The following is a 21,598-nucleotide window of genomic DNA, read 5'->3' as shown; positions in this document are numbered from 1 at the left end:
CCCTCCACCCCGCTCGCCCCCGCAGAGAACGGTCCCCGCTCGATCGGCATCGCCGCCGCCTCCTGGCATGCGCAGATCATGGACTCGCTGATGGACGGCGCCCGGCGCGCCGCCCGTGACGCGGGCATCGACGACATCGTCGAGATCCGCGTCCCCGGCTCGTTCGAAGTCCCGATCGCGGCGCAGACCCTCGCCCGCGCCGCCGACGTGGTGGTCGGCCTCGGCGTGGTGATCCGCGGCGAAACCCCGCACTTCGACTACATCTGCGACGCAGCCACCTCGGGCCTCGCCCAGGTGGCGCTGGAGGAGTCCACCCCCGTCGGCAACGGCGTGCTGACCGTGAATACGCAGGAGCAGGCGATCGCCCGCGCCGGGGGAGAGGGCGCGAGCGAGGACGCCGGCTATGCCGCAGCGGAAGCGGCGATCCGCACCTACCGCGCCATCGCGGAGGTGCGCGGGCGCTGACCGTGTCCGTGGGTGACGCGGCCGGGCATGGGCCCGGTGCGCTGCCGGGAGCGGGGATGGCGGAGGCGTTCACCGACGGCACCCGGTGGGCGCTTCTCATCGCGGCGGGGTTCATGCTGGTGGGCTTGGCGGTTCTGGCAACGAGATCCGCACCACGCGGCCGCTGACCCGATTGGCTTTCGTCGGATGGGGCGCACTATGCTGAATACTCGTGACGACGAGCGCGTCAGTCCTGAGGGATCAGGGCGCGGCTCATCCGATCCATGGTGGTCGTAGCTCAGTTGGTAGAGCTCCTGGTTGTGGTCCAGGCGGTCGCGGGTTCAAATCCCGTCGATCACCCCAGTGCCCCGGGACACCGCTGCAGCGGTGTCCCGGGATTTTTCATGTCCGCCCCGCTGCGCCCGCAGCCGCCCTGGCTGTTCCGCCACGACGCCTGCGGCTGCCCCGGCAGCTCCGCCACCGCGCCGCTGCTGCCTCTCACTGCGGGTTGTCGAGCAGCCCCCGTCGGACCCCTTCTGCGAGCGACGGCCACACCGGCAGTCGCGGAATCAGCGTGGCCTGCACGGCGTGGTACGCATCCGGCTTCCCCCGCCACACGGTCGTGGACGGCTCCAGGTCAATGTCCAGCTCGTGGTGCCAGGACCCGCCCGCGGGGTCGATGAAGTCCTCAGCGATGTGCTCCCACCACTGCTGGTAGAGGTCCGCCCACCGGCGGTCACGGGTGGTGCGGTAGGCGACCGCGGCGGCGCCGACGGCTTCAGCCGCCACCCAGTGCATCCGCTCGCGCGCCACCGGCTCGCCCTGCCAGTCCACCGTGTACGGGAACCCGCCCGTGCCGTCGATGCCGTCGAACTCAGCGGCGCGGTTCATCAGAGCGAGCGCGCACTCCAGCATCCACTGCGGCTGATCCTGACCCTGCTGGGCGAGACCGGCGCGGGCCGTCAGCGTCAGGCGCGCCCACTCGAACCAGTGGCCGATCGTCGCGCCGTAGGGGCGGAACGGATCCGCGCGGTTGTCCGTGTTGAACTCCGGCAGCATCTCCCATTCGGAGGAGTAGTGCTCGGGCAGCAGCCAGTCGTTGTCGCGGGCGAACTCGTTGACAGCGCGCTTGATGATCCCCACCGCGATCTGCAGCAGGTCCAGGCGGTCGAGCACATCAGCAGCGGCGAGCAGCGCCTCCACCGTGTGCATGTTCGCGTTGATGCCGCGGTACTCCTCCGTAGAGGAGAAGTCCCTGGTGAAGCTCTCACGGACCATGCCCTCGGTGCGGTCATAGAACCGTTCGAGCAGAACCTCGAGCGCGTCATCGAGGAGCGCGCGGGCACCGGGGCGGCCAGCGGCCGTAGCGGACGCGGCGGCGAGGACCACGAACGCGTGCGCATACGCGCTCTTCGAATCCCCCGCGACCGAGCCGTCGAGGGCGACCTCATCGAACCAGCCGCCGTGCTCGGCATCGGAGAAGACATCGCGCAGGGCGCGCACACCGTGATCGGCGAACTGCCCGGCTTCCGGGTTGCCGAGCATCGAGGCCAGGGAGAACACGTGGGTCATGCGGCAGTTGATCCACAGTTCCCGATTCTTCGACTCGTCGATCTCGCCGGTCTCATCGAGCCAACCGAAACCGCCCTCATCGAGCGCGGAGCCGGCAGCGAACTCGAGCAGGGCATCGCCCTCGCTGGCGAGCCAGCGGGCGTGAGTGGGGGAGTCCAGCCAGGTGACGCTCGCGGGGTGGTCACCCTCCGCATCGGCCGCGTCCGCGGCACCGGAGGAATCGGCGGAGCCGTCGGCCGGGAGCTCGAAGCGCTTCGCCTGCACCTTCAGATAGTCGGTGGTGGGGCCGGGCGCGGAGACGAACATCGCCTCCCGGTAGTACTTCAGCTCCTGGATGGATTCGCGGATATCGGCGAGGGCGCGGTGCCCGCCGTGCTTCTGCGGCGTGTTGAAGAAGACCCGCGGCAGCCACCGCTTCGCCAGCTCCTTCAGCGAGGACACGTCGATTGTGCGGTAGGAGAGGTAGCTCTCGAACAGGGGCAGGTCGCGCTCCAGGAACGCTCGGTCGGTGCCCACGCTGTTGCCGGCGAGCGGCGCCTTGCCGGGCTCCGGCACGTACTGGCGGACGTACTCCAGACACTGCTGCTGGGCCTCTTCCAGAGTGACCCCGTCGGCCAGCTCCTCCAGCAGACCGGAGTCGGTGTGCATCTGGCGGACGAAGTCGTTCATGGACTCGATTGCGCCCTCCGGCGGGCGGATCACGATGTCCACACCGTCGCCGAGGACGGTGAGGTCGGCGTCGGTGACGAGGACCGCGACTTCGATGAGGGCGTCCTCGGCCTTGTCCAGGCCGGTCATCTCGCAGTCCACCCAGACGATTCGGTTGCTGACAGTGTTCTTCGTGCTCTTCACCCGTCCAGCCTATCCACTGCCCCCATGCCCGCGCGCTCCCGGCGCCTGATCAGGGCTTTGTCACCGAGTGCTCAACTCCGGCCACTAGGGTTGGACACGAACCGCGCCAGGCGGCACATCTGAATCGGGCAGCCCGGCGTCACTTCGACGAAGAAAGGGGCCTTCCATGGCTGACTACACTCTTCCGGATCTCTCCTACGACTACGGCGCTCTCGAGCCGAACATCTCCGGCCGGATCATGGAGCTGCACCACTCCAAGCACCACAAGACCTACGTGGACGGTGCGAACACCGCTCTGGAGAAGCTTGCTGAGGCACGCGAGAAGGACGACTTCGGCACCATCAACCAGCTGGAGAAGAACCTCGCGTTCAACCTCGCCGGCCACGTCAACCACACCGTGTTCTGGAACAACCTCTCCTCGGAGGGCGGCGACAAGCCGACCGGTGAGCTCGCCTCCGCAGTGGACGAGTTCTTCGGCTCCTTCGACGGCCTGCGCGGCCAGTTCACCGCTGCAGCCCTCGGCATCCAGGGCTCCGGCTGGGCGATCCTCGCCTGGGACTCCCTCGGCGGCAAGCTCATCATCGAGCAGCTGTACGACCACCAGGGCAACCTCGCAGCCGGCTCCGTCCCGCTGCTCATGCTCGACATGTGGGAGCACGCCTTCTACCTCGACTACCAGAACGTGAAGGCGGACTACGTCAAGGCGTTCTGGAACATCGTCAACTGGGCCGATGTTGCGGACCGCTTCGAGCGTGCCCGTAAGCAGACCGTCGGCCTGATCACGCCGACGGCCTGATCGCCAGCAGTCCCGCGCTCACCTGAGCGAACCAGCGGCGGTGCCTCCTCGTAGGCGCCGCCGCTGTTCACTGTCTGCGGGCCGGCGGGGTCATACGTTGGTCGGAGGCGCTCCGGCCGGAAGCACCGCCAGGTCTAACGGCGAGCCGACGGGTTCTTCCCTACAGTTGTTCCATGACTTCACCGCAGCAGCCCTCATCGTCACCGGCCGCATTCGGTCCTCACGGCCCCCTGGACGGTCGCGAACCCGTCGGCCGCCCCCGACTCTTCAACGGCTCCACCCGTCTCGGCCTGACCGGCGACCTCGCCATGCGGCACCCCTGGGAGCTGCCGCTCTTCGCCGTCGCCGTACTGTTCACTGTCGGGTTCAACCTGGCCTGGCTGGCGAGCATCGTCGTGTTCATCATCCTCGTCGCAACCGGCAATGACGCCTCCGTCGTCGACAGCCTCGACCCGAACCTCATCCAGCTGTTCGTCATCATCGGCGCCCTGCCGTGGATCCTGTGGATCCTGCGCGCCCTCATGTACGCGCAGCAGCGCGCGCTCGCGGTCCGTATGAGCCCCACCCAGTTCCCGGAGGGCTACCGGATGGTGTGCGAGGCAGCGCAGCAGTTCGGCATGCGCCGCGTTCCCGACGCCTACGTGACGATGGGCAACGGCGTGATCAACGCGTTCGCCGCCGGTCACGGATTCCGCCGCTACGTGGTGGTCCACTCCGACCTGTTCGAGGTGGGCGGGCGTGTCCGCGACCCCGAAGCACTGCGCTTCGTCATCGCCCACGAGGTGGGGCATCACGCTGCGGGCCACACCGGCTACTTCCGCATCCTGTTCCAGAACCTCTTCTACCAGGTGCCGATCCTCGGCAGGGCCCTCTCCCGCGCCCAGGAGTACACGGCGGACAACTACGGCTACTCGCACGTCCCCAACGGTGCGCCCGGAACCATGGCGCTGCTGGCCGGCGGCAAGTACCTCAACGCCCACGTCAACGTGAACGAGCTCGCCGACCGTGCCGCCACTGAGAAGGGACTGTGGGTGCACCTCGTGCAGTGGACCTCCACCCACCCCATCACCACCTGGCGCGCGAACGCCCTGCGCGACCGCACCCGCGCCGGCAAGATGTGGCTGCGGCCCAAGGCGCCGCTGTTCCACCAGATGCTGCCGGCGGGCTCCACCTTCTCCAAGAAGCACCCCACGCCGGAGCAGGCGATCGAACTGATCAACCGTGCGCGCGCGGAGGGACTCGTTCTGGACGAGGAGCAGTTCGGCCGCTTCCCGGGCGCCCAGTATCCGGCGCCGGCATCGATGCGCGACCTGCAGATCCGCGCACCGTACCCGCCGATCAACGAGGGCACGATGCCGAACTCCTGACCCAGTCGCGTGGAGTGATGACAGAAGGGGCGGACCAGAGAAATCTGGCCCGCCCCTTCTCGTGTGCTGTGGGCGCCCCCGGCAGGATTCGAACCTGCAACCTACGGATTAGAAGGCCGGTGCTCTATCCATTGAGCTACGGAGGCGGGGCACCCGTCGCCCCGTCCCGGGGTCGACGGCGCGGCGGTGACGCCGCGGGGTGTGCGGCTCAAGTGTAGGCGAGCAGGGCCCGCCGCCCCGAATCCGAGTGGCCCGTGCCCACCGCCACTTGTGCACAGTTCGCCTCCGCGGAGTGTGGTGCGGACGCTCACTGGGAATGCTGGACGGACCGCCGGCGGCAAGCGCCGGACCGACGCGGCCGCAGCGCCGCCAAAGAAGGGGGACCCATGTCCGCTATCCGCACCACCATCGTGGGCAACATCGCCCAACCGATCCGCCTGCAGAAGTTCCCGGACGGCAATCTCGTCGTCACGTTCACCGTCGCCGTCAACGACCAGTACCTTGACAAGAAGACCGGGGAGTTCGCCGACCGCGGCACCGAGTTCGTGCGCGTGCAGACCCGCCGCCGTGACCTCTGTCTCAACGCTGATGCTTCCCTCAGCGTCGGCGATCCGGTGATCGTGACGGGGCGCCTCACCACACATTCGTGGAAGGGCCCCGACAACCGCGACTTCTTCGCGCTGCTGCTGCATGCTGAGGCCCTCGGGCCGAGCCTGCAGTTCGGCACCACCCGCTACTTCAAGAACAACAACCAGAAGCCGGTCGGGGACGACGGCGAGCAGCTCACCGGCGGTGAGGACACCTCTGCTGAGCTCGAAGGCCGCACTGTTCCCGACGACACCGCCGAGGATCGGGAAGCGCCGGTACGGCGGGACCCGTCGGAGCTGGTCGCCGTCGGCGTCGGTGGCGGAGAGGAGGCCGACGGGGCAGAAGGCGACAAGGAGCCGCCGTTCTGATCCCACCGCCTCCGCTTGAGCAGCGGTGGACGCCGCCGAGTGGTGGCGTGATGCTGCTGGGCGTCAGTCCTGGGCCGGGGCGAGGCCGAGGCTCGCCTGCAGGGCGTCCACGAGCGCCGGGATGAGGCGGCGCCCCATCCGCGTGGGGGAGTCCGCGATGACCCGGCCGTTCTCCACAGCCCGCACCACACACCAGGTCTCACCGTTGAGCAGCGCGCCCACAACGACAGCTGTCTGCGCGGGCGCGCTGTCATCTCGCCGGTCCCCGTGGGTCCGCGGCGCGGCATCGATCACCGCGTGGACGGCTCCGCCGGCGAGGTCCTCCGGCCAGGTGGCCTCCTGCAGTTCAGCGACCGGGTCCAGCTGGTCGGCGCCCATTTCGATCGGTGTGAGGTGCTCCGGGTCGTCATCACCGGCGGCGAGGTCCTCGGGGTCCATCAGCTCGGCCAGCTGGGGATGATCCTCGGCGATCATGCCGGTCCTCAGCAGCATCCAGCGGGACGCGGTCGCACCAGCGGGGGGAGCCTGCGGTCCGGAGAAGGCGAAGCGGAAAACTTCGAGGATCGAAGCGGCGAGGCCGGCTTCGCGTTCAGTGAGATCAGCAGGGGAGTCGGAATTCACGTGCAAAGTTTAACCTGACAGAATGGACGGGGACTTCTCCGTCCAGACTACTGACCGCTGCGCTTCGATCGGCGACGCGCGTGGACAGCTGTGAGATCGCCCTGCGAGTTATGAGGTAGCCAGTGAGTTTCTCCGTCCCCGCACCCGGATCACGTCCGCGGCCGAAACCGTCGGGAACGCAGGAGGACGGCAAGAGCCGGTTCACACCCCTCACCATCACGCTTCTCATCATCGGTGCGCTCCTGGTCGCGCTGGTGATCGCTGCGGAAGTCGTCACCGCCTACCTCTGGTACAGCCAGCTCGGCTACGTCGACGTGGTCCGCACCCGCTGGATCACCCAGGTGGTCCTCTTCCTCCTGGGCGCCGCCCTCATCGCCCTGCCGCTGTTCTTCACCCTCCGCTTCGCCTACAGGCATCGGCCGGTGCATCCGCCGATCACCCGCGAAGAACAGGCGGTGGAGCAGTTCCGTCAGGCTGTGGAGCCGCTGCGCCGCCTCATCACCTTCGCCGTCCCCGGCGCTCTCGGCATCTTCGGCGGTCTCGCCGCCGCGAGGGCGTGGGAGCCGGTGCAGCTGGCGATGCACGCGAAGAACTTCGGCACCACGGACCCGATCTTCCACAACGACATCGGGTTCTACGTGTTCCATCTGCCGGTCATCGACATGGCGCTCACCTTTCTGAACTTCATCGTGGTCGCCACCGCCGTCGCCGCCATCGCCGGGCACTTCGTGTACGGCGGCATCGCCTGGGGCCAGGATTCCGGTATCTCCATCACCAAGGCGGCACGCCGGCACCTCGGCATCATCGCCTTCGGCTACCTGCTGATCCTCGCCGCCCAGCACTGGGTGGAGCGCTACCATCTGCTGAACTCCGGCCACACGAAGTTCGAGGGCGCGTCCTTCACGGATGTCAATGCCCTCATCCCCTCCAAGACGATCCTGGCGGTCGCCGCCCTGATCGTGGCGGCGCTGATGCTGCTGTGGATCATCAAGGGCAACTGGAAGATCCCCGCAATCGGTGCCGGTCTCATCGTGCTGTCCACGCTCGCCGTCGGCATGGCCTACCCCACGCTGATCCAGAACTTCAAGGTCGATCCGAACGAGCGCGCCCTCGAACAGCCGTACATCCAGCACAACATCGACGCGACGCGCGCCGCGTACAAGATCGACAAGGTGAAGGAGACCCGCTACCAGGCGAAGACCGACGCCGACGCCGGTGCGCTGCGCTCCGACGCCTCCACCACCGCCCAGATCCGCCTCATGGACCCGGGGGTCGTGTCCCCGACCTTCGAGCAGCGCGAAGCGAACCGACCCTACTGGGGCTTCGAGGACCAGCTCTCCGTTGACCGCTACGACATCGACGGGAAGCAGCAGGACACCGTGATCGGCGTGCGCGAACTGCGCCCCGACAAGCTCAACCTCGCCAACCGCGACTGGGTGACGCAGCACGTGGTCTACACCCATGGGTACGGTGTCGCCGCCGCGTACGGCAACCGGCGTCAGCCCAACGGCGAACCGTCCTTCTTCCAGTCGGGCGTGCCCGGCAGCGGCCCGTTCGGCGACTACCAGGAGCGCGTCTACTTCGGCCGCCACTCACCGGACTACTCCGTGGTGGGCGCCCCGAAGGGCTCCGACCCGCAGGAGTTCGACTACCAGTCCGGCGGTACCGACGGCAAGGGCGACGGCTCCCAGGTCTCCAACACCTACACCGGCGACGGCGGACCGAAGATCGGCAACCGCTTCGTGCGGCTGCTGTACGCGGTGAAGTTCCGCGAACCCAACATCTTCATCTCCAGCTACGTGAACTCCGAGTCGCAGATCCTCTACGACCGCAATCCGCGCGACCGCGTGAAGAAGGTCGCGCCCTACCTGTCGCTGGACTCCGAGATGTACCCGGCTGTGGTGGACGGCAAGCTCAAGTGGGTGATCGACGCCTACACCACCACCGACCGGTACCCGTACGCGCAGTCGATGGACTTCAACACCGTGGTGACGGACGCGAAGACCAACGGACAGGCCACTGCGGATCAGCGGCAGGCGGACGTCAACTACATCCGCAACTCCGCGAAGGTGACGGTGGATGCATTCGACGGCTCGGTGGAGATCTACACCTGGGACACCGAGGACCCGATCCTGCGGGCGTGGAACGATGTCTTCCCGACCTCGCACCGCGCGGCCACGAAGATCTCCTCGGATCTCATGAGCCACCTGCGGTACCCCTCGGACCTGTTCAAGTCGCAGCGTCACATGCTCGGCCAGTACCATGTGACTGATGCTGACGAGTTCTTCGGCGGGCAGGACTTCTGGCAGGTCACGCCGGACCCGAACCGCGCAGCTGCGGGGCAGAACAGCAAGGACGGCCAGAGCATGGTCGTTCAGCCGCCGCTGTACCTGTCGATGAAGATGCCCAACCAGGACGGCCCGCGCTTCTCCGTCTCCACCAGCTACATCCCGGTGGCGGGCCAGGACGTCCTCATGGGCTTCCTCGCCGTTGACTCGGAGACCGGCAGCACCGCCGGCAATCCGGCCGACAGCTACGGCGACATGAATCTGCTGGTGCTGCCGACCGCGAACCCGGTGAGCGCACCCCGCCAGGTGCAGAACACGTTCAACACCAACCCGGAGGTGTCGCGGGAGCTGAACCTTCTGCGCACCGGCAACTCCGAGGTCATCAACGGCAACCTGCTGACCCTGCCGATGGGCGGCGGACTGCTGTACGTGCAGCCCGTGTACGTGATGAGCTCCAGTTCCGGCGGCGGCACCTCGTATCCGCTGCTGCGCAAGGTCCTCGTCTCCTTCGGCGACAAGGTCGGGTACGCAGATACGCTGGATGAGGCACTGGATGCCGTCTTCGGCGGCGACTCCGGTGCGAACGCCGGTGATGCGGAAGTGCCCACCAAGGGCGAAGCCGGTGCCGTCGAGGGCGCCAACCCGGCACCGGGCACCGACGGCCAGCAGCCGAAGGACGGCGCGACGCCGCAGCCTTCGCCATCGCCGACCCCGTCGGCCGATCCATCGTCCCCGGCGGCGCCGGCGCCTGCCGATGCCGATGCCCTCACGAAGGCGCTCGACGACTTGGATGCCGCCCAGAAGGAGGCCGACAAGGCTCTGAAGGACGGTGACTGGGCCGCTTACGGTGAGGCGCAGAAGAAGATGGACGACGCCATCAAGCGCGCCCGCGAGGCCAACGGGAAGCAGTAGGCTGACGGGGACGGGCGTCAACCGGGCAAACCGGAGGTGAAAGTTTCCTGTCTCACGTTTGACGCCTCCGCGTTGGACATCGGAGGGGTGCCCGCGTAGATTAGAACATGTCGACGCGGGATGGAGCAGTTCGGTAGCTCGCCGGGCTCATAACCCGGAGGTCGTAGGTTCAAATCCTGCTCCCGCTACGAGATGAAGGCCCTGACCAGAGAAATCTGGTCAGGGCCTTTCCCTTACCCGGGAGCGGCTGGTCGCGGTGCCGTCGCGCCTGTGTCGGTCGATTCGTCGACGTATTCGGGGCTGTACGCGCTGACTTCCCCGAAAGTGCAGACGGATCGTTCGGCGTGGCCGCAGCGTGCGGAGGAGGAGTGCGGCGGTCGCAGGCTGCGCAGTGCGCGCATCGGGGGGGGGGCAGAGAAGCGCCCCGGCGGATTCACCACCGGGGCGCTGTTCATCATGTCGGCCCGTCCATCGGGTCGCCGCGCATATCAGGTCGCCACGAACATCAGGCCAACTGGACCGAGGGAGCCCAACTGGCCGAGCCAGGCGAGACAAGAGCCAGAATCAGTCGTCGCTGGGCTCCGCCTTCGCGAACGGCTGGCCCGCACGCACCAGGACGTCCTGGAACCAGTCCTGCTCCACGTTGAACGACTTGTGGCCGGCGATCCGATCGAACTCGATGGCGCGCAGGCGGTTGTCGTTGCCCTCGTCATGGCCGATCACGCCACTGCCGCCTTCGAGGGACACCTGCACGGCCAGATCCGTCATCGACTTGATGAGGCGCAGGTCCTCTGCATTCGCCTTCGCGGACCGCGCGAAGTACCCGGACTTCTGAACCATCACCTTTTCGGCGCCGAGCTTGTCCGCGAACTGCTTCGCGAACCAGTTGCCCGGGTTGATGGTATCGAGCTTGACGTGGCCGAACGGGTCGCGCGGCACCTCCTCGCCGTTCGCCTCCATCTCCGCAACGATCTCCGGGATGCCGGCACCCTCGGACAGGAAGATGTTGACGTTGCCGACCTCGTCCATCACAGCCTTCAGGCGCTTCGCCTCACGGTCGATGTCGATCTTCAGCTCCGGCAGGAAGACGGCGTGCACATCCCACTTCTCGGCATCGAGGCCGATCTCCGGGAGCCACTGCTGCTGAGCGTGCCACTGCTGGTAGAAGCGGGCGGCTTCAGCAGTGAGATAGCCGCAGGCGCGGCCCATGATCTCGTGGATGATGAGCATGCGGGGGTTCGAGCCGTGCTCAGCGATGATGTTCTGCGCGAACTGGCTGGTCTGCTCAGCGGCAGTCAGGGCGCCCAGGGACTGGCGCACCGGCACGATGTCGTTGTCGATCGTCTTCGGCAGACCCACCACGCGCAGTTCAGCGTCGTGCTCGTGGAGGTACGCCGCAAGGTCAGCGGCGGTGGTGTTCGTGTCGTCGCCGCCGATGGTGTGAAGGACATCGACCCCGTCGGCCTTCAGCTTCTCCGCCGCCACCTGCAGGGCGTTCTCGCCCTCCCTGATGAGGCCGCGCTTGACGAGGTCGTCGGTGTTGGTGAGCTTCACGCGGGAGTTGCCGATGGGGGAGCCGCCGAACTGGTGCAGCAGACCTGCGTTCCGGCGCACCGTCTGGTCCACGATGATCTTCTCGCCGGACAGCAGACCCCAATAGCCGTGGCGGTAGGCAATGATCTCAATGCTCGGGTCGAGCTCGGTGTAGCGCTCGATGAGGCCTCCCACAGCAGACGAGAGGCACGGCGCGTAGCCGCCCGCAGTCAGAAGTGCAACGCGTTTGACGGTCATATCTTCCCTTTCCATGGGTGCCCGGAAACAGCCGCCGCGATCAGGCGGCCGGGCAGGTCAACGGACACTGCCATCCTAGCGGCGGCGCCTGGGGAGGAAGGTCCTCGCAACAGGCCCCATGACCAGGGGATTCACTGCCGGCTCAGGCCTGCTGAGCGAGCGCCTCCAGGATCATCTCGTGCAGGTGCCCGTTGCTCGCCACGGCACCGTCGCCGAAGGGCCCCGGGGCACCGTCGAGGTCGGTGAAACGGCCGCCCGCCTCCGTTACGATCGGCACCAGCGCCGCCATGTCATGCAGCGCCAGCTGCGGCTCTGCAGCAGCATCGACAGCGCCTTCGGCGAGCAGCATGTAGCTCCAGAAGTCGCCGTACGCGCGGGTCCGCCAGAACCGCTGCATCAGATTGAGGAACTCGCGCAGGCGCCCCTGCTCCGCCCAGTTCGACAGGTCGGAGTACGACAGCGATGCGGCGTCCAGCGAACCCACGCCGGACACCTGCAGGCGCTTCGCGGACGACAGGCGCGGGCCGGTGAACGCACCGGCGTCCTTCGCAGCCCACCAGCGGCGCTTCAGGGCCGGCGCGGACACGACACCGACCACCACTTCGCCGTCCTCGACGAGTCCGATGAGGGTCGCCCACACGGGAACTCCGCGCACGAAGTTGGAGGTGCCGTCGATCGGGTCCACGATCCACTGGCGGGATCCCGTCCCGGTGGAGCCGAACTCTTCGCCGATGACCTGATCGCGGCTGCGGACCCGGGCCAGCTGTGCGCGGATCATCTCCTCCGCGGTGCGGTCGGCGTCGGTGACCTCGGTGAGGTCGGGCTTCGTCTCGACTGTCAGGTCCTGGGTCTGGAAGCGGGACAGGGTCTTCTGGTCGACCGCGTCGGCGAGGACGTGGGCGAGGCGCAGATCGTCGGAGAGGGAAGAGCTCATGGGCTCACCCTACCGATTCAGAGGTCCCAGGGGTTGTTCTTCCGCAGCGCGTCGTCCAGCCGCCGGAACGACGCCAGCCGCGCCGGTCCCGCCGGTCCCGCTGCACCCTGCTCCACCAGCGCGTCCATCGCGCAGTCGGGAGCGTCCTCGGCATGGGTGCAGCCGCGCGGACAGTTCTCCTCCAGGGCCGCGAGGTCAGCGAACGCACCCAGCAGTTCCTCGGGGGTGACGTGGCCGAGGCCGAACGAGCGCACACCGGGGGTGTCGATCACCCACCCGCCGCCGGGCAGCTGCAGCGCCAGCGCGGAGGAGGAGGTGTGGCGGCCGCGGCCGGTGACGTCGTTGACGTGGCCGGTGGCGCGGTCCGTGCCGGGCACCAGCGCGTTGATGAGGGTGGATTTGCCGACCCCCGAATGCCCGATCAGCACGCTGGTCTCCCCGCCGAGGCGCTGCCGGAGCTCATCCAGGCCGGCGATGGACCCGTCGGCCTCCCGGTGGGTGACCACGTACTCCACCCCGAGCGGGGCGTAGGTGGTGAGGAAGTCCGACGGGTCCTTCAGATCTGACTTGGTCAGGCACAGCAGGGGCCTGATGCCGGCGACGTAGGCGGCGACCAGGCAGCGGTCGATCATGCCTCCGCGGGGCTCCGGATCAGCCAGCGCCGTCACGATCACCATCTGGGTCGCGTTGGCGACCAGGGGACGCTCGGTGGAGTCGTCATCGTCAGCGGACCGGCGGAGGAAGGAGCTGCGCTCGTCGATGCGCACGATGCGCGCGAGGGTGTCGGTGCGGCCGGACGTATCGCCGGTCATGCCGACGACGTCACCGGGAACGATGGGGGAGCGGCCGAGGGCTCGAGCGCGCACAGCGGTGACCGAACGCTCGGCGTCCGTGCCGGCATCGATGACGGTCCGCCAGCGGCCGCGGTCCACCGCGACGACGCGGCCCGTGACGGCGTCGGAGAAGTCGGGGCGGTCCTTCGTGCGGGGCCGGGACCCGCGGCGGGATGGGCGGATGCGCACATCCGATTCGTCGTACGAGCCTCGAGGGCGACGACTCACCAGGTGCCTCCGGACCGCGCTTCCGCGTGCAGCATGGACAGCCACATGCCCACGAAGTCCGGCAGGGTCTTCTGCGTGGTCGCCACGTTCACAACGCGCACGTCCGGCACCTTCAGACCGATGATCGCGGCGGCGGTCGCCATGCGGTGGTCCTCATAGGTCTCCATCACGCAGCCGGTCAGCGGCTTCGGCGTGATCTCCAGGGAGCCTTCGTGCTCCACGACGTCGGCGCCGAGGCGACGCAGTTCGGTGGCGAGAGCGGCCACTCGATCGGTTTCGTGGCCGCGCAGATGCTTGATGCCCCGCAGGTGCGAGGGGGAGTCGGCGAGGACGGCGAGGGCGGCGATCGTCGGCGTCAGCTCGCCGACGGAGGACAGGTCGATGTCGATGCCGCGGATGTGTCCGGTGCCGCTGAACTCGACATCGCTGCCGATGCGCTCCACCTCGGCGCCCATCATCGGCAGAATGCGGGTGAAGTCCTGGCCGGGCTGCGTGGTGTGCTCCGGCCAGTTCGCGACCGAGACGCAGCCGCCCGTGGCGACGGCGGCGGCGATGAACGGTCCCGCGTTCGACAGGTCCGGTTCGATGGTGATGTCGCCGATCTCGAATTCGCCCGGCTCCACGGTCCATTCGTGGCGGCCGTCCACCACCCGGTGCTCGGCCGTGATGCCTGCGGCCTGCAGCAGCGCCACGGTCATATCGATGTGGGGGATCGACGGCAGCGAGTCGCCCACCTGACGCACGGTCAGCGGCGCCTCGCCGCGGACACCGGCGAGCAGCAGCCCGGAGACGAACTGGCTGGAGCCGCTGGAGTCGATCTCCACCACACCGCCGCGCAGGCTGCCGGTGCCGTTGACGGTGAACGGCAGGGAGGCCGACGGGTCCTCCCGGTCGATCCGCACGCCCTGCTGTTCGAGACCGTCGAGCAGCGGCGCCATGGGCCGGGCGCCAGCGGTGTCATCGCCGATGAAGCGCACCGGGCCGGAATGCAGAGCAGCGACGGCCGGAACGAACCGCATCACGGTGCCGGCGAGGCCGCAGTGGATGACCAGGGGGTCGTCGGTCAACAGGTCCTCACTGCTGTCCCGGGCGGCACGTCGGCCGTGGCCGCGGCGTTCGGTGGTCGCGCCCTGCTCGTTGAACGAGATCGGCGTGACGATCAGAGTCTCGCCGTCGGCTTCGAACGAGGCGCCGAGTTCGGTGAGCGCGTCGATCATCAGGCGGGAGTCGCGTGAGGCCAGAGCACCGGTGAGGCGCGTCGGGCTGCTGGCGAGGGCGGCGAGCACCAGCCAGCGGTTGGTCAGCGACTTCGAACCGGGGATGGTCACATGAGCATCCACGGGCCCTTCAGCGACAGGGGCGGACCACTGAACGTGCTGCACTGTGAATCGGGAGTCCTTAGTGAGGGGAGAGGAGAGGGCCTCAGGCCTTCTTGATCTTCTTGGCGAGCTTCTTGTCGAGCTTCTTCGCGGACTTCGAGCGCTCAGCCGCCTTCTGCGCCTTCTCCAGGTCCTTGCGCTTGTTCTCGGCGATCTTCTGGCCGCGCTCGATGGCGTGGTCCACGCGCCACGCGAGGCCCGGCTTGCCGTCGGTGTCGACGACGGCGAGCAGGACGCCGCCGAGCAGACCGAGATCGCCGGCGATGCGGCCGAGCTCCTCGAGGCGCTCCTTGCCTTCGAGCTCCCAGATGCGGCGGCGACCGCCGAGCGCAATGGTGGAGGAGAGCAGGAGAGCGCCGGCGGAGAACCGCGGCGCGCGGTTCAGGGCGAAGGCCACACCCGCAGCGGCTGCAACGCCGCCGAACACGCGCACGAGGGTCTGGGCGTCGGTCGGAATGCCGGCGCTGGTGACGTAGGAGTCGAGCTCGGGGAGTTCAACGGGCAGGCCGTCGACGACGCGCTGGGGACGCGCCACGGTGCGCGCCCCGTCGACGATGAAGGGGGCTGCGAGCAGCGGGCGAGCGATGCGGCGGACAACAGACATGGTTACCTCACGGTTTTCTCTCTATGACAGAAGTCGCTGATAGCCTAACGCACATGACCCCGAACACTGTCGGAAAACCGGCCCCTGAACACTATGTCTGACCAGCCGGATCATGCGACCACGGGCTCAGCGGAGGCCCTGAGCGACGACGAGTTCGAAGCCGAAGCCCTCACCCATCTGGACTCCCTCTACGGCGGCGCACTGAAGCTCGCCCGCCACCAGCAGGACGCGGAGGACCTCGTCCAGGAGACGTACGCGAAGGCCTACCGGGCCCGGAACTCCTTCCGGCCGGGGACGAACATGCGCGCCTGGCTGTTCCGGATCATGCACAACGCGTTCATCTCCGGTTACCGCAAACAGCAGCGCCGCCCGCAGGAGTCCGCCGGTGACGGCGTGGAGGACTGGCAGCTGCACCGCGCCGAGTCCCACACCAGCACCGGTCTGCGCAGCGCGGAGACCGAAGCCCTGGAGGCGCTGCCCGATTCGGACATCAAAGAGGCCCTGAACAATCTGCGGGAGGACTACCGCGAGGCGGTGTATCTGGCGGATGTCGAAGGGTTCTCCTACAAGGAGATCGCCGAGATCATGGAGACGCCGATCGGCACCGTCATGTCCCGGCTCCACCGCGGCCGCGCGCAGCTGCGCGACCAGCTCGAGCAGTACGCCCGCAGCCGTGGCTACCTGCGCGATGAACCGGGGGAGGAGCAGGCATGAGCGGAGCCACCTCTGGTCGATGGAATGAATCCGATCCGCGCGGCGTTGTCCCCGACGACCAGCCGATGCCAGCCCGGCCTGTGCCAGCAGAGAGGAGCGCGCCCATGCGGAATGCGGACGACCCGGCGAACGGTCTGAGCGATCCCGCGGCGCACATGAACGGTCCTGCGGAGCGCATGGACGATCCCGCGGCGCGGCTGCGGGCGCGGGTGGACCAGGCGCTCGCCGCGGGCCTGACCCCCAGTGAGATCGCCGAGCTGGAGGCCCACCTGGGCGACTGCATCAACTGCGCCCGCGAAGTGGAGCGCGCCCGCCGCATTCAGGCCCTGCTGCGCGCATCCTGTCGCGAGGAGCGGGCCCCTCGGGAACTGCGCGAGAGGATCCGCGTCACCTACCGCGAAGTCCGCATCACCTACCGTCGCGGTGGCTGACCGCCAGAACCGCGCCGATGACACGAAGGAGCGCCCGGACTGATCGTCCTGGGCGCTCCTTCATCACTGGAACCGGAACGGTTCAGCAGTTGGGGCGACGGCCATGGTTGGCGCTGCTCTTACGACGCGCCTTGCGCTTGCGTCCACGCTTGCTCATCACGCACTCCTTTCGTGCAGTCATCACGGGAAGCTGCCCGAAGGCAACCCCGCTATTGTGCCACAGTCCAGCGCCGTCAGCGCGGTTCGAGGAACTGTGAGAAGTCCGAATGCAGCACGAGCCAGGCGATGAGGCCGTAGCCGGTCTGCGTGGGGATGTCCCGTTCGGAGCGGGCCACATCACCCATGTACTGCTCGTGGTGCATCAGCGCTGCGACCGGGTCCACGTAGGGGATCCGTCGGCGCGCGCACACATCGTTGAACGCACCGGAGAGCTCGAAGACCTTCTCGGTCTTCGCTCGATCGGCCGACGGCGCCGGGCCCACCACGAACGTGGGGAACTTGTAGCGCTCCAACCCGTCGAGAACGGTCGCGAGGTTGAGGCGCGACCGCGCCAGCGACAGCCCAGAGTCCACATCGGCGCTGCCAAGGGACAGGACCACGCGGTGATCGGTGGGGTACTCCTCGTCCCGCTCGATGAGGCGCTCCAGATCCTCCTGCCAGCGCACCGCCAGCTGCGCCGTGGTCTCCCGCGGCATGGCGGCGGTGAACACGTCCACCCGTGCCTGGCCGTCGTTGTGGCGGGCGACTGCGCGTCCGAGCCATCCGAGGGCCTTGGCGTCGCCGGCACCGGCGAGCAGCTCATCGCCGAGAGCGACGAGCCGAACCCGTCGGGCCGGGTCCTGCTGGTCTTCGGAGAATGAGTTCACGAGCAAGCCTCCAGGTGGGATCGATGGGGGAGATCGACGGACCTCCCAACCCTAACCGGTCATCGTGCGAACGCGCTGTCCATCAGGCGCTCGAACTCCGCAACGTGCCGCTTCATGGTGCCGGCCGCGGGCGATGCGGACGCCGGGCGCGCCGCCACAGTCAGCGGAACGCGCACATGCTCAGCGAAGTTCATGGCGATGTACTGCCACGCACCCTGGTTCGACGGCTCCTCCTGCACCCAGCGGACGTCGGCGCCGTCGTACACGGACAGCGCCTCGCGGATCTCCTGGGTCGGCAGCGGGTACAGCTCTTCGATGCGGACGATGGCGACGTCATCGGCCCCGCGCTTCTCCCGCTGCGCCACGAGGTCCCAGTAGACCTTGCCGGAGCACACCAGCACCTGCTGGATGGCCGACGGGTCCTTCGTTCCCTCGGTGATCACCGGACGGAACGAGCCGGAGGTGAAGTCCTCCACGGACGAGGTCGCAAGCTTGTTGCGCAGCATCGACTTCGGGGTGAAGACGATCAGCGGGCGGCGGCGCTCCCGCTTCGCCTGGCGGCGCAGCAGATGGAAGTAGCTCGCCGGAGTGGACGGCATCGCCACCCGCATGTTGTTCTCCGCGCACAGCTGGAGGAAGCGCTCGGGGCGGCCGGAGGAGTGGTCCGGTCCCTGGCCCTCGTAGCCGTGCGGCAGCAGCATGACCAGCGAGGACCGCTGCCCCCACTTCTGCTCAGCGGAGGAGATGAACTCGTCGATGATGGTCTGCGCGCCGTTGACGAAGTCACCGAACTGCGCCTCCCACAGGACCAGCGACTCGGGGCTCTCCGCGCTGTAGCCGTACTCGAAGCCGAGGGCGGCGAACTCGGAGAGGGAGGAGTCGTACACGTTGAACCGCGCCTGGCCCTCGCCGAGGTGCAGCAGCGGCGTGTAGGTGTCCTGGTCCTCACGATCGATCAGCACACCGTGGCGCTGAGTGAAGGTGCCGCGGCGGGAGTCCTGGCCGGCGAGGCGAACGCGGGTGCCCTCCATGAGCAGGGAGCCGAACGCCAGGATCTCGCCGAAGCCCCAGTCGATGTCGCCCTCGCGGGACATCTCCTGCCGCTTCTCGGTCAGGGACTTCAGCTTCGGGTGGATCTCGAAGGTGTCCGGGTAGTCGACGTGCGCGGTGCCGATGGTCTCGAGCACGGAGGCGTCGACCGCAGTCTCTGCTTCGACCTCGCCGTAGTCGGGTTCGTCGCCCTGCTGCGACATGGGCTTCTCCAGGCCCTTGACCGCACCGTCCTTCTTCGCGTCCTTGCCAGCTTCACGGGCACCGGCGAACGCCTGGTCGAGGTGCTGCTTGAAGTTGTCCACCACATGCTGCAGCTCGTCCTCGGAGAGGTCGCCGCGCTCCAGCAGGGTCTCGGTGAACAGCTTGCGGACGCTCGGCTTCTTCTCGATGAGGTCGTACATCAGCGGCTGGGTCATCGAGGGGTCGTCGCCCTCGTTGTGGCCCCGGCGACGGTAGCAGACCATGTCGATGACCACGTCGCGGTGGAACTTCTGGCGGTACTGGAACGCCAGCTCGGCGGCGCGGATGCACGCCTCCGGGTCGTCGCCGTTGACGTGGAAGATCGGCAGCTGCGTGCCCTTGGCGATGTCAGTGGAGTAGAACGACGACCGCGAGGAATCGGGCAGCGTGGTGAAGCCGATCTGGTTGTTGATGATGACGTGGATCGTGCCGCCCGTACGGTAGCCGCGCAGCTCCGAGAGGTTGAGGGTCTCGGGCACCACGCCCTGACCGGCGAACGCCGCATCACCGTGGATGAGGATCGGCAGCACCGGGAATTCGCTGCCGCCGAGCTCCAGGCGGTCCTGCTTCGCACGCACCACGCCCTCGAGCACGGGGTTGACCGCTTCGAGGTGGCTGGGGTTCGCAGCGAGGTACACCTTCGTGGTGTCGCCGTCGAGCGAGGTGTAGGAGCCCTCGGTGCCGAGGTGGTACTTCACATCACCGGAGCCGACGCCCTGAGCGGTGCCCTCGAACTCCTGGAAGATCTGCGAGTGGCTCTTGCCGGCGATGTTCGCCAGCACGTTGAGGCGCCCGCGGTGCGGCATGCCGATGCAGACCTCCTTGACGCCGTCGCGCGCGGCGTCGGTCAGAATCGAGTTCAGCAGCGGGATCATCGCTTCGCCGCCCTCGAGGGAGAAGCGCCTCTGGCCCACGAACTTGGTCTGCAGGAACGTCTCGAACGCTTCGGCTGCGTTGAGGCGGTCCATGATGTGGGTGAGCTGGTCCTTCGTGAAGGGGCGGCGCTTGTTCTCCACCTGCTCCTGCACCCAGTTGCGCTCCTCCGGGTCGGTGAGGTGCATGTACTCCACGCCCATGGTGCGGCAGTACGCATCGCGCAGCACCCCGAGGATCTCGCGCAGGGTCATGCTGTCCCGGCCGCCGAGACCGCGCGTGGGGAACGTGCGGTCGAGGTCCCACAGGGTGAGGCCGTACGTCTCCACGTCCAGGTCCGGATGGCGGCGCTGGCGGTACTGCAGCGGGTCGATGTCCGCCATCAGATGGCCGCGGGTGCGGTACGCGTGGATCAGGTCCATCACGTGCGCGAACTTCTCCTGCGGGGAGTCCTGCATCGGGTTGTCCGCCACCCACCGCACGGGCTCGTAGGGGACGCCGACGGACTCGAACACGCGGTCGTAGAAGCCGTCGAGGCCGAGCAGCTTGTCCGCCATCACCTTGAGGAACTCGCCCGAGGCGGCGCCCTGAATGATGCGGTGGTCGTACGTGGAGGTCAGGGTCATGACCTTGGAGACCGCAAGCTGCGCGAGGGTCTCCTGGCTGGCGCCCTGGAACTGCGCAGGGTAGTTCATCGCGCCGACGCCCACGATCGTGCCCTGGCCCTTCATGAGGCGGGGGATCGAGTGGACGGTGCCGATGCCACCGGGGTTGGTCAGCGACACCGTGGTGCCGGTGAAGTCCGCCATGGTCAGCTTGTTGGCGCGGGCACGGCGCACGATGTCCTCGTACGCCTGCCAGAAGCCGTGGAAGTCGTACTTCTGCGCCGCCTTGACGTTGGGGACCACGAGACCGCGGGACCCGTCGGGCCGCGGCATGTCGATCGCGAGACCGAAGTTGATGTCCTCGCGCTTGAGCAGGACCGGCTTGCCGTCCTGCTCATCGAAGCCGTTGTTCATGTCGGTGATCTCGGTGATCGCCTCGATCATGGCGAAGCCGATGAGGTGTGTGAAGGAGACCTTGCCGGCGCGGCGACGCTTGAGGTGGTTGTTGATGACGATGCGGTTGTCGAACAGCAGCTTCACCGGGACATCGCGCACCGAGGTCGCGGTGGGGACGGTCAGCGACTCGTCCATGTTGCGCACCACGGCGGCGGCGGGGCCGCGCAGCTTCACCGGGGTCGGCTCATTGGTCGCCTGCGCGGGCGCGGCGGAGGAATCGTCCTTCTTCGCGGGGCGGTCTGAGGTGGTTGAGACCCCGGCCTTCTTCTCCGCGGCATCGACCTTCTTCGCAGCCGAGGACTTCGCGGCGGGTGCGGCATTCGTCGGCGCGGCCTTCTTCGGCGCAGCCTTCGTGGACTCGGCCTGCTTCGACTCGGCCTTGGCGGCGGGGTTCGATGCCGCCGGGGCGGGGGACTCGTCCGCGCCCTTCTCAGCGGTGCCGGAGGACTCCCGGGAGCGGAAGAACTCCGCCCAGGACGAATCCACACTCGAGGGGTCCTCTCGGAACTGTGCGTGCAGCTCGTCGACCAGCCACTGGTTCGGGCCGAACTCGGCCTCAGCAGTGTCGTTCGTGCTGTGTGTCTGCTCTGACACTCTGGGATCGCCAACTTTCGCTTCCGGACGATTGATCGGATCCAGCCTAGCGGAATTCGGGGCACTCACCCCACCGCGGACAGCGGCTTTTACCAGGTCCTGACCGCTGAGCCGGACACAGTGGCGATTCCTGCCCCAGGCGCCGCTCGAATGAGCAGGATCAGAGGGCGGCGGGATCCGTCGGCAGCG

The 21,598-nt window shown here is 67.8% G+C and carries 16 protein-coding genes and 3 tRNA genes; 9 read left to right on the top strand and 10 right to left on the bottom strand.

Annotated features, from left to right (window positions below):
- The first annotated feature begins 42 nt into the window (after positions 1 to 42).
- The gene (gene ribH, locus MHY20_RS10495; protein ID WP_239376663.1) at positions 43 to 465 is read left to right on the top strand and encodes a 6,7-dimethyl-8-ribityllumazine synthase; all 423 of its coding nucleotides are present in this window, start codon (positions 43 to 45) and stop codon (positions 463 to 465) included.
- A 266-nt stretch (positions 466 to 731) separates the two neighbouring features.
- Positions 732 to 807 (top strand) — tRNA-His (locus MHY20_RS10490).
- A gap of 135 nt (positions 808 to 942) precedes the next feature.
- Here MHY20_RS10490 and orn read toward each other — a convergent pair.
- Positions 943 to 2,868 carry an oligoribonuclease gene (orn, locus tag MHY20_RS11785; RefSeq protein WP_343064021.1) on the bottom strand — a complete coding sequence of 642 codons (1,926 nt, stop codon included), beginning with the start codon at positions 2,866 to 2,868 and terminating at the stop codon, positions 943 to 945.
- A gap of 166 nt (positions 2,869 to 3,034) precedes the next feature.
- Here orn and MHY20_RS10475 point away from each other — a divergent pair, with 166 nt between their 5' ends.
- Positions 3,035 to 3,664: a superoxide dismutase gene (locus MHY20_RS10475; RefSeq protein ID WP_183373840.1), complete on the top strand. Its 630-nt coding sequence runs from the start codon at positions 3,035 to 3,037 to the stop codon at positions 3,662 to 3,664.
- A gap of 173 nt (positions 3,665 to 3,837) precedes the next feature.
- On the top strand, positions 3,838 to 5,031 hold the full coding sequence (locus MHY20_RS10470; RefSeq protein WP_239376661.1) for a M48 family metallopeptidase: 1,194 nt from the start codon (positions 3,838 to 3,840) through the stop codon (positions 5,029 to 5,031).
- Between the two features lie 73 nt (positions 5,032 to 5,104).
- Here the strand turns inward: MHY20_RS10470 and MHY20_RS10465 are convergent.
- Positions 5,105 to 5,177, bottom strand: a tRNA-Arg gene (locus tag MHY20_RS10465).
- Positions 5,178 to 5,417: 240 nt separating this feature from the next.
- Between MHY20_RS10465 and MHY20_RS10460 the strand changes: the two genes are divergently transcribed.
- Positions 5,418 to 5,987: a single-stranded DNA-binding protein gene (locus tag MHY20_RS10460; RefSeq protein WP_239376660.1), complete on the top strand. Its 570-nt coding sequence runs from the start codon at positions 5,418 to 5,420 to the stop codon at positions 5,985 to 5,987.
- Positions 5,988 to 6,050: 63 nt separating this feature from the next.
- Here MHY20_RS10460 and MHY20_RS10455 read toward each other — a convergent pair whose 3' ends face one another.
- Complete coding sequence (locus MHY20_RS10455; RefSeq protein ID WP_239376659.1) at positions 6,051 to 6,608, bottom strand: hypothetical protein; 558 nt, start codon at positions 6,606 to 6,608, stop codon at positions 6,051 to 6,053.
- 122 nt (positions 6,609 to 6,730) lie between these two features.
- Between MHY20_RS10455 and MHY20_RS10450 the strand changes: the two genes are divergently transcribed.
- A complete protein-coding gene (locus MHY20_RS10450; RefSeq protein WP_239376658.1) occupies positions 6,731 to 9,808 on the top strand; it encodes a UPF0182 family protein in 3,078 nt (1,025 codons plus the stop codon).
- A gap of 114 nt (positions 9,809 to 9,922) precedes the next feature.
- Positions 9,923 to 9,996, top strand: a tRNA-Met gene (locus MHY20_RS10445).
- Positions 9,997 to 10,372: 376 nt separating this feature from the next.
- On the opposite strand, the gene MHY20_RS10440 is transcribed toward MHY20_RS10445, so the two are convergent.
- From MHY20_RS10440 to MHY20_RS10420, 5 genes are all read right to left on the bottom strand, one after another.
- Positions 10,373 to 11,599, bottom strand: a complete 1,227-nt coding sequence (locus MHY20_RS10440; protein ID WP_239376656.1) for a pyrophosphate--fructose-6-phosphate 1-phosphotransferase — start codon at positions 11,597 to 11,599, stop codon at positions 10,373 to 10,375.
- 142 nt (positions 11,600 to 11,741) lie between these two features.
- Positions 11,742 to 12,533 (bottom strand): inositol monophosphatase family protein, encoded by a 792-nt coding sequence (locus MHY20_RS10435; RefSeq protein ID WP_239376654.1) that lies wholly within the window; start codon positions 12,531 to 12,533, stop codon positions 11,742 to 11,744.
- A gap of 17 nt (positions 12,534 to 12,550) precedes the next feature.
- Entirely contained in the window at positions 12,551 to 13,594 is a 1,044-nt protein-coding gene (rsgA, locus tag MHY20_RS10430) for a ribosome small subunit-dependent GTPase A (protein WP_183373854.1), read from the bottom strand.
- Positions 13,591 to 14,934 (bottom strand): 3-phosphoshikimate 1-carboxyvinyltransferase, encoded by a 1,344-nt coding sequence (gene aroA, locus MHY20_RS10425; protein ID WP_343217756.1) that lies wholly within the window; start codon positions 14,932 to 14,934, stop codon positions 13,591 to 13,593. The genes rsgA and aroA overlap by 4 nt, the downstream gene beginning before the upstream one ends.
- Before the next feature lie 82 nt (positions 14,935 to 15,016).
- Positions 15,017 to 15,577, bottom strand: a complete 561-nt coding sequence (locus MHY20_RS10420) for a DoxX family membrane protein (RefSeq protein ID WP_183373858.1) — start codon at positions 15,575 to 15,577, stop codon at positions 15,017 to 15,019.
- A 93-nt stretch (positions 15,578 to 15,670) separates the two neighbouring features.
- On the opposite strand from MHY20_RS10420, the gene MHY20_RS10415 reads away from it, so the two are divergent.
- On the top strand, positions 15,671 to 16,291 hold the full coding sequence (locus MHY20_RS10415; protein ID WP_239376650.1) for a sigma-70 family RNA polymerase sigma factor: 621 nt from the start codon (positions 15,671 to 15,673) through the stop codon (positions 16,289 to 16,291).
- A 104-nt stretch (positions 16,292 to 16,395) separates the two neighbouring features.
- Entirely contained in the window at positions 16,396 to 16,722 is a 327-nt protein-coding gene (locus MHY20_RS10410) for a hypothetical protein (protein ID WP_239376648.1), read from the top strand.
- A gap of 233 nt (positions 16,723 to 16,955) precedes the next feature.
- Here the strand turns inward: MHY20_RS10410 and MHY20_RS10405 are convergent, their stop codons facing one another.
- Both MHY20_RS10405 and MHY20_RS10400 read right to left on the bottom strand, forming a co-directional pair.
- Positions 16,956 to 17,588 carry a GDSL-type esterase/lipase family protein gene (locus tag MHY20_RS10405; RefSeq protein ID WP_183373864.1) on the bottom strand — a complete coding sequence of 211 codons (633 nt, stop codon included), beginning with the start codon at positions 17,586 to 17,588 and terminating at the stop codon, positions 16,956 to 16,958.
- Between the two features lie 59 nt (positions 17,589 to 17,647).
- Entirely contained in the window at positions 17,648 to 21,409 is a 3,762-nt protein-coding gene (locus MHY20_RS10400) for a multifunctional oxoglutarate decarboxylase/oxoglutarate dehydrogenase thiamine pyrophosphate-binding subunit/dihydrolipoyllysine-residue succinyltransferase subunit (RefSeq protein WP_239376646.1), read from the bottom strand.
- Positions 21,410 to 21,598 lie beyond the last annotated feature (189 nt).

It is taken from the genome of Helcobacillus sp. ACRRO, assembly GCF_022347125.1.
GTDB classification, from domain to species: Bacteria; Actinomycetota; Actinomycetes; order Actinomycetales; family Dermabacteraceae; genus Helcobacillus; species Helcobacillus massiliensis.
The sequence above is the reverse complement of the archived record's forward strand: the minus strand, read 5'-3'. Positions and strand labels throughout refer to the sequence as shown.

Bases quoted from the DNA above. Each gene is read 5' to 3' on its own strand.
- MHY20_RS10475 (WP_183373840.1), top strand. From the start codon at position 3,035: ATGGCTGACTACACTCTTCCGGATCTCTCCTACGACTACGGCGCTCTC.
- MHY20_RS10470 (WP_239376661.1), top strand. From the start codon at position 3,838: ATGACTTCACCGCAGCAGCCCTCATCGTCACCGGCCGCATTCGGTCCT.
- MHY20_RS10460 (WP_239376660.1), top strand. From the start codon at position 5,418: ATGTCCGCTATCCGCACCACCATCGTGGGCAACATCGCCCAACCGATC.
- MHY20_RS10440 (WP_239376656.1), bottom strand. From the start codon at position 11,599: ATGACCGTCAAACGCGTTGCACTTCTGACTGCGGGCGGCTACGCGCCG.
- MHY20_RS10435 (WP_239376654.1), bottom strand. From the start codon at position 12,533: ATGAGCTCTTCCCTCTCCGACGATCTGCGCCTCGCCCACGTCCTCGCC.
- MHY20_RS10420 (WP_183373858.1), bottom strand. From the start codon at position 15,577: ATGTCTGTTGTCCGCCGCATCGCTCGCCCGCTGCTCGCAGCCCCCTTC.
- MHY20_RS10415 (WP_239376650.1), top strand. From the start codon at position 15,671: ATGTCTGACCAGCCGGATCATGCGACCACGGGCTCAGCGGAGGCCCTG.
- MHY20_RS10410 (WP_239376648.1), top strand. From the start codon at position 16,396: ATGCGGAATGCGGACGACCCGGCGAACGGTCTGAGCGATCCCGCGGCG.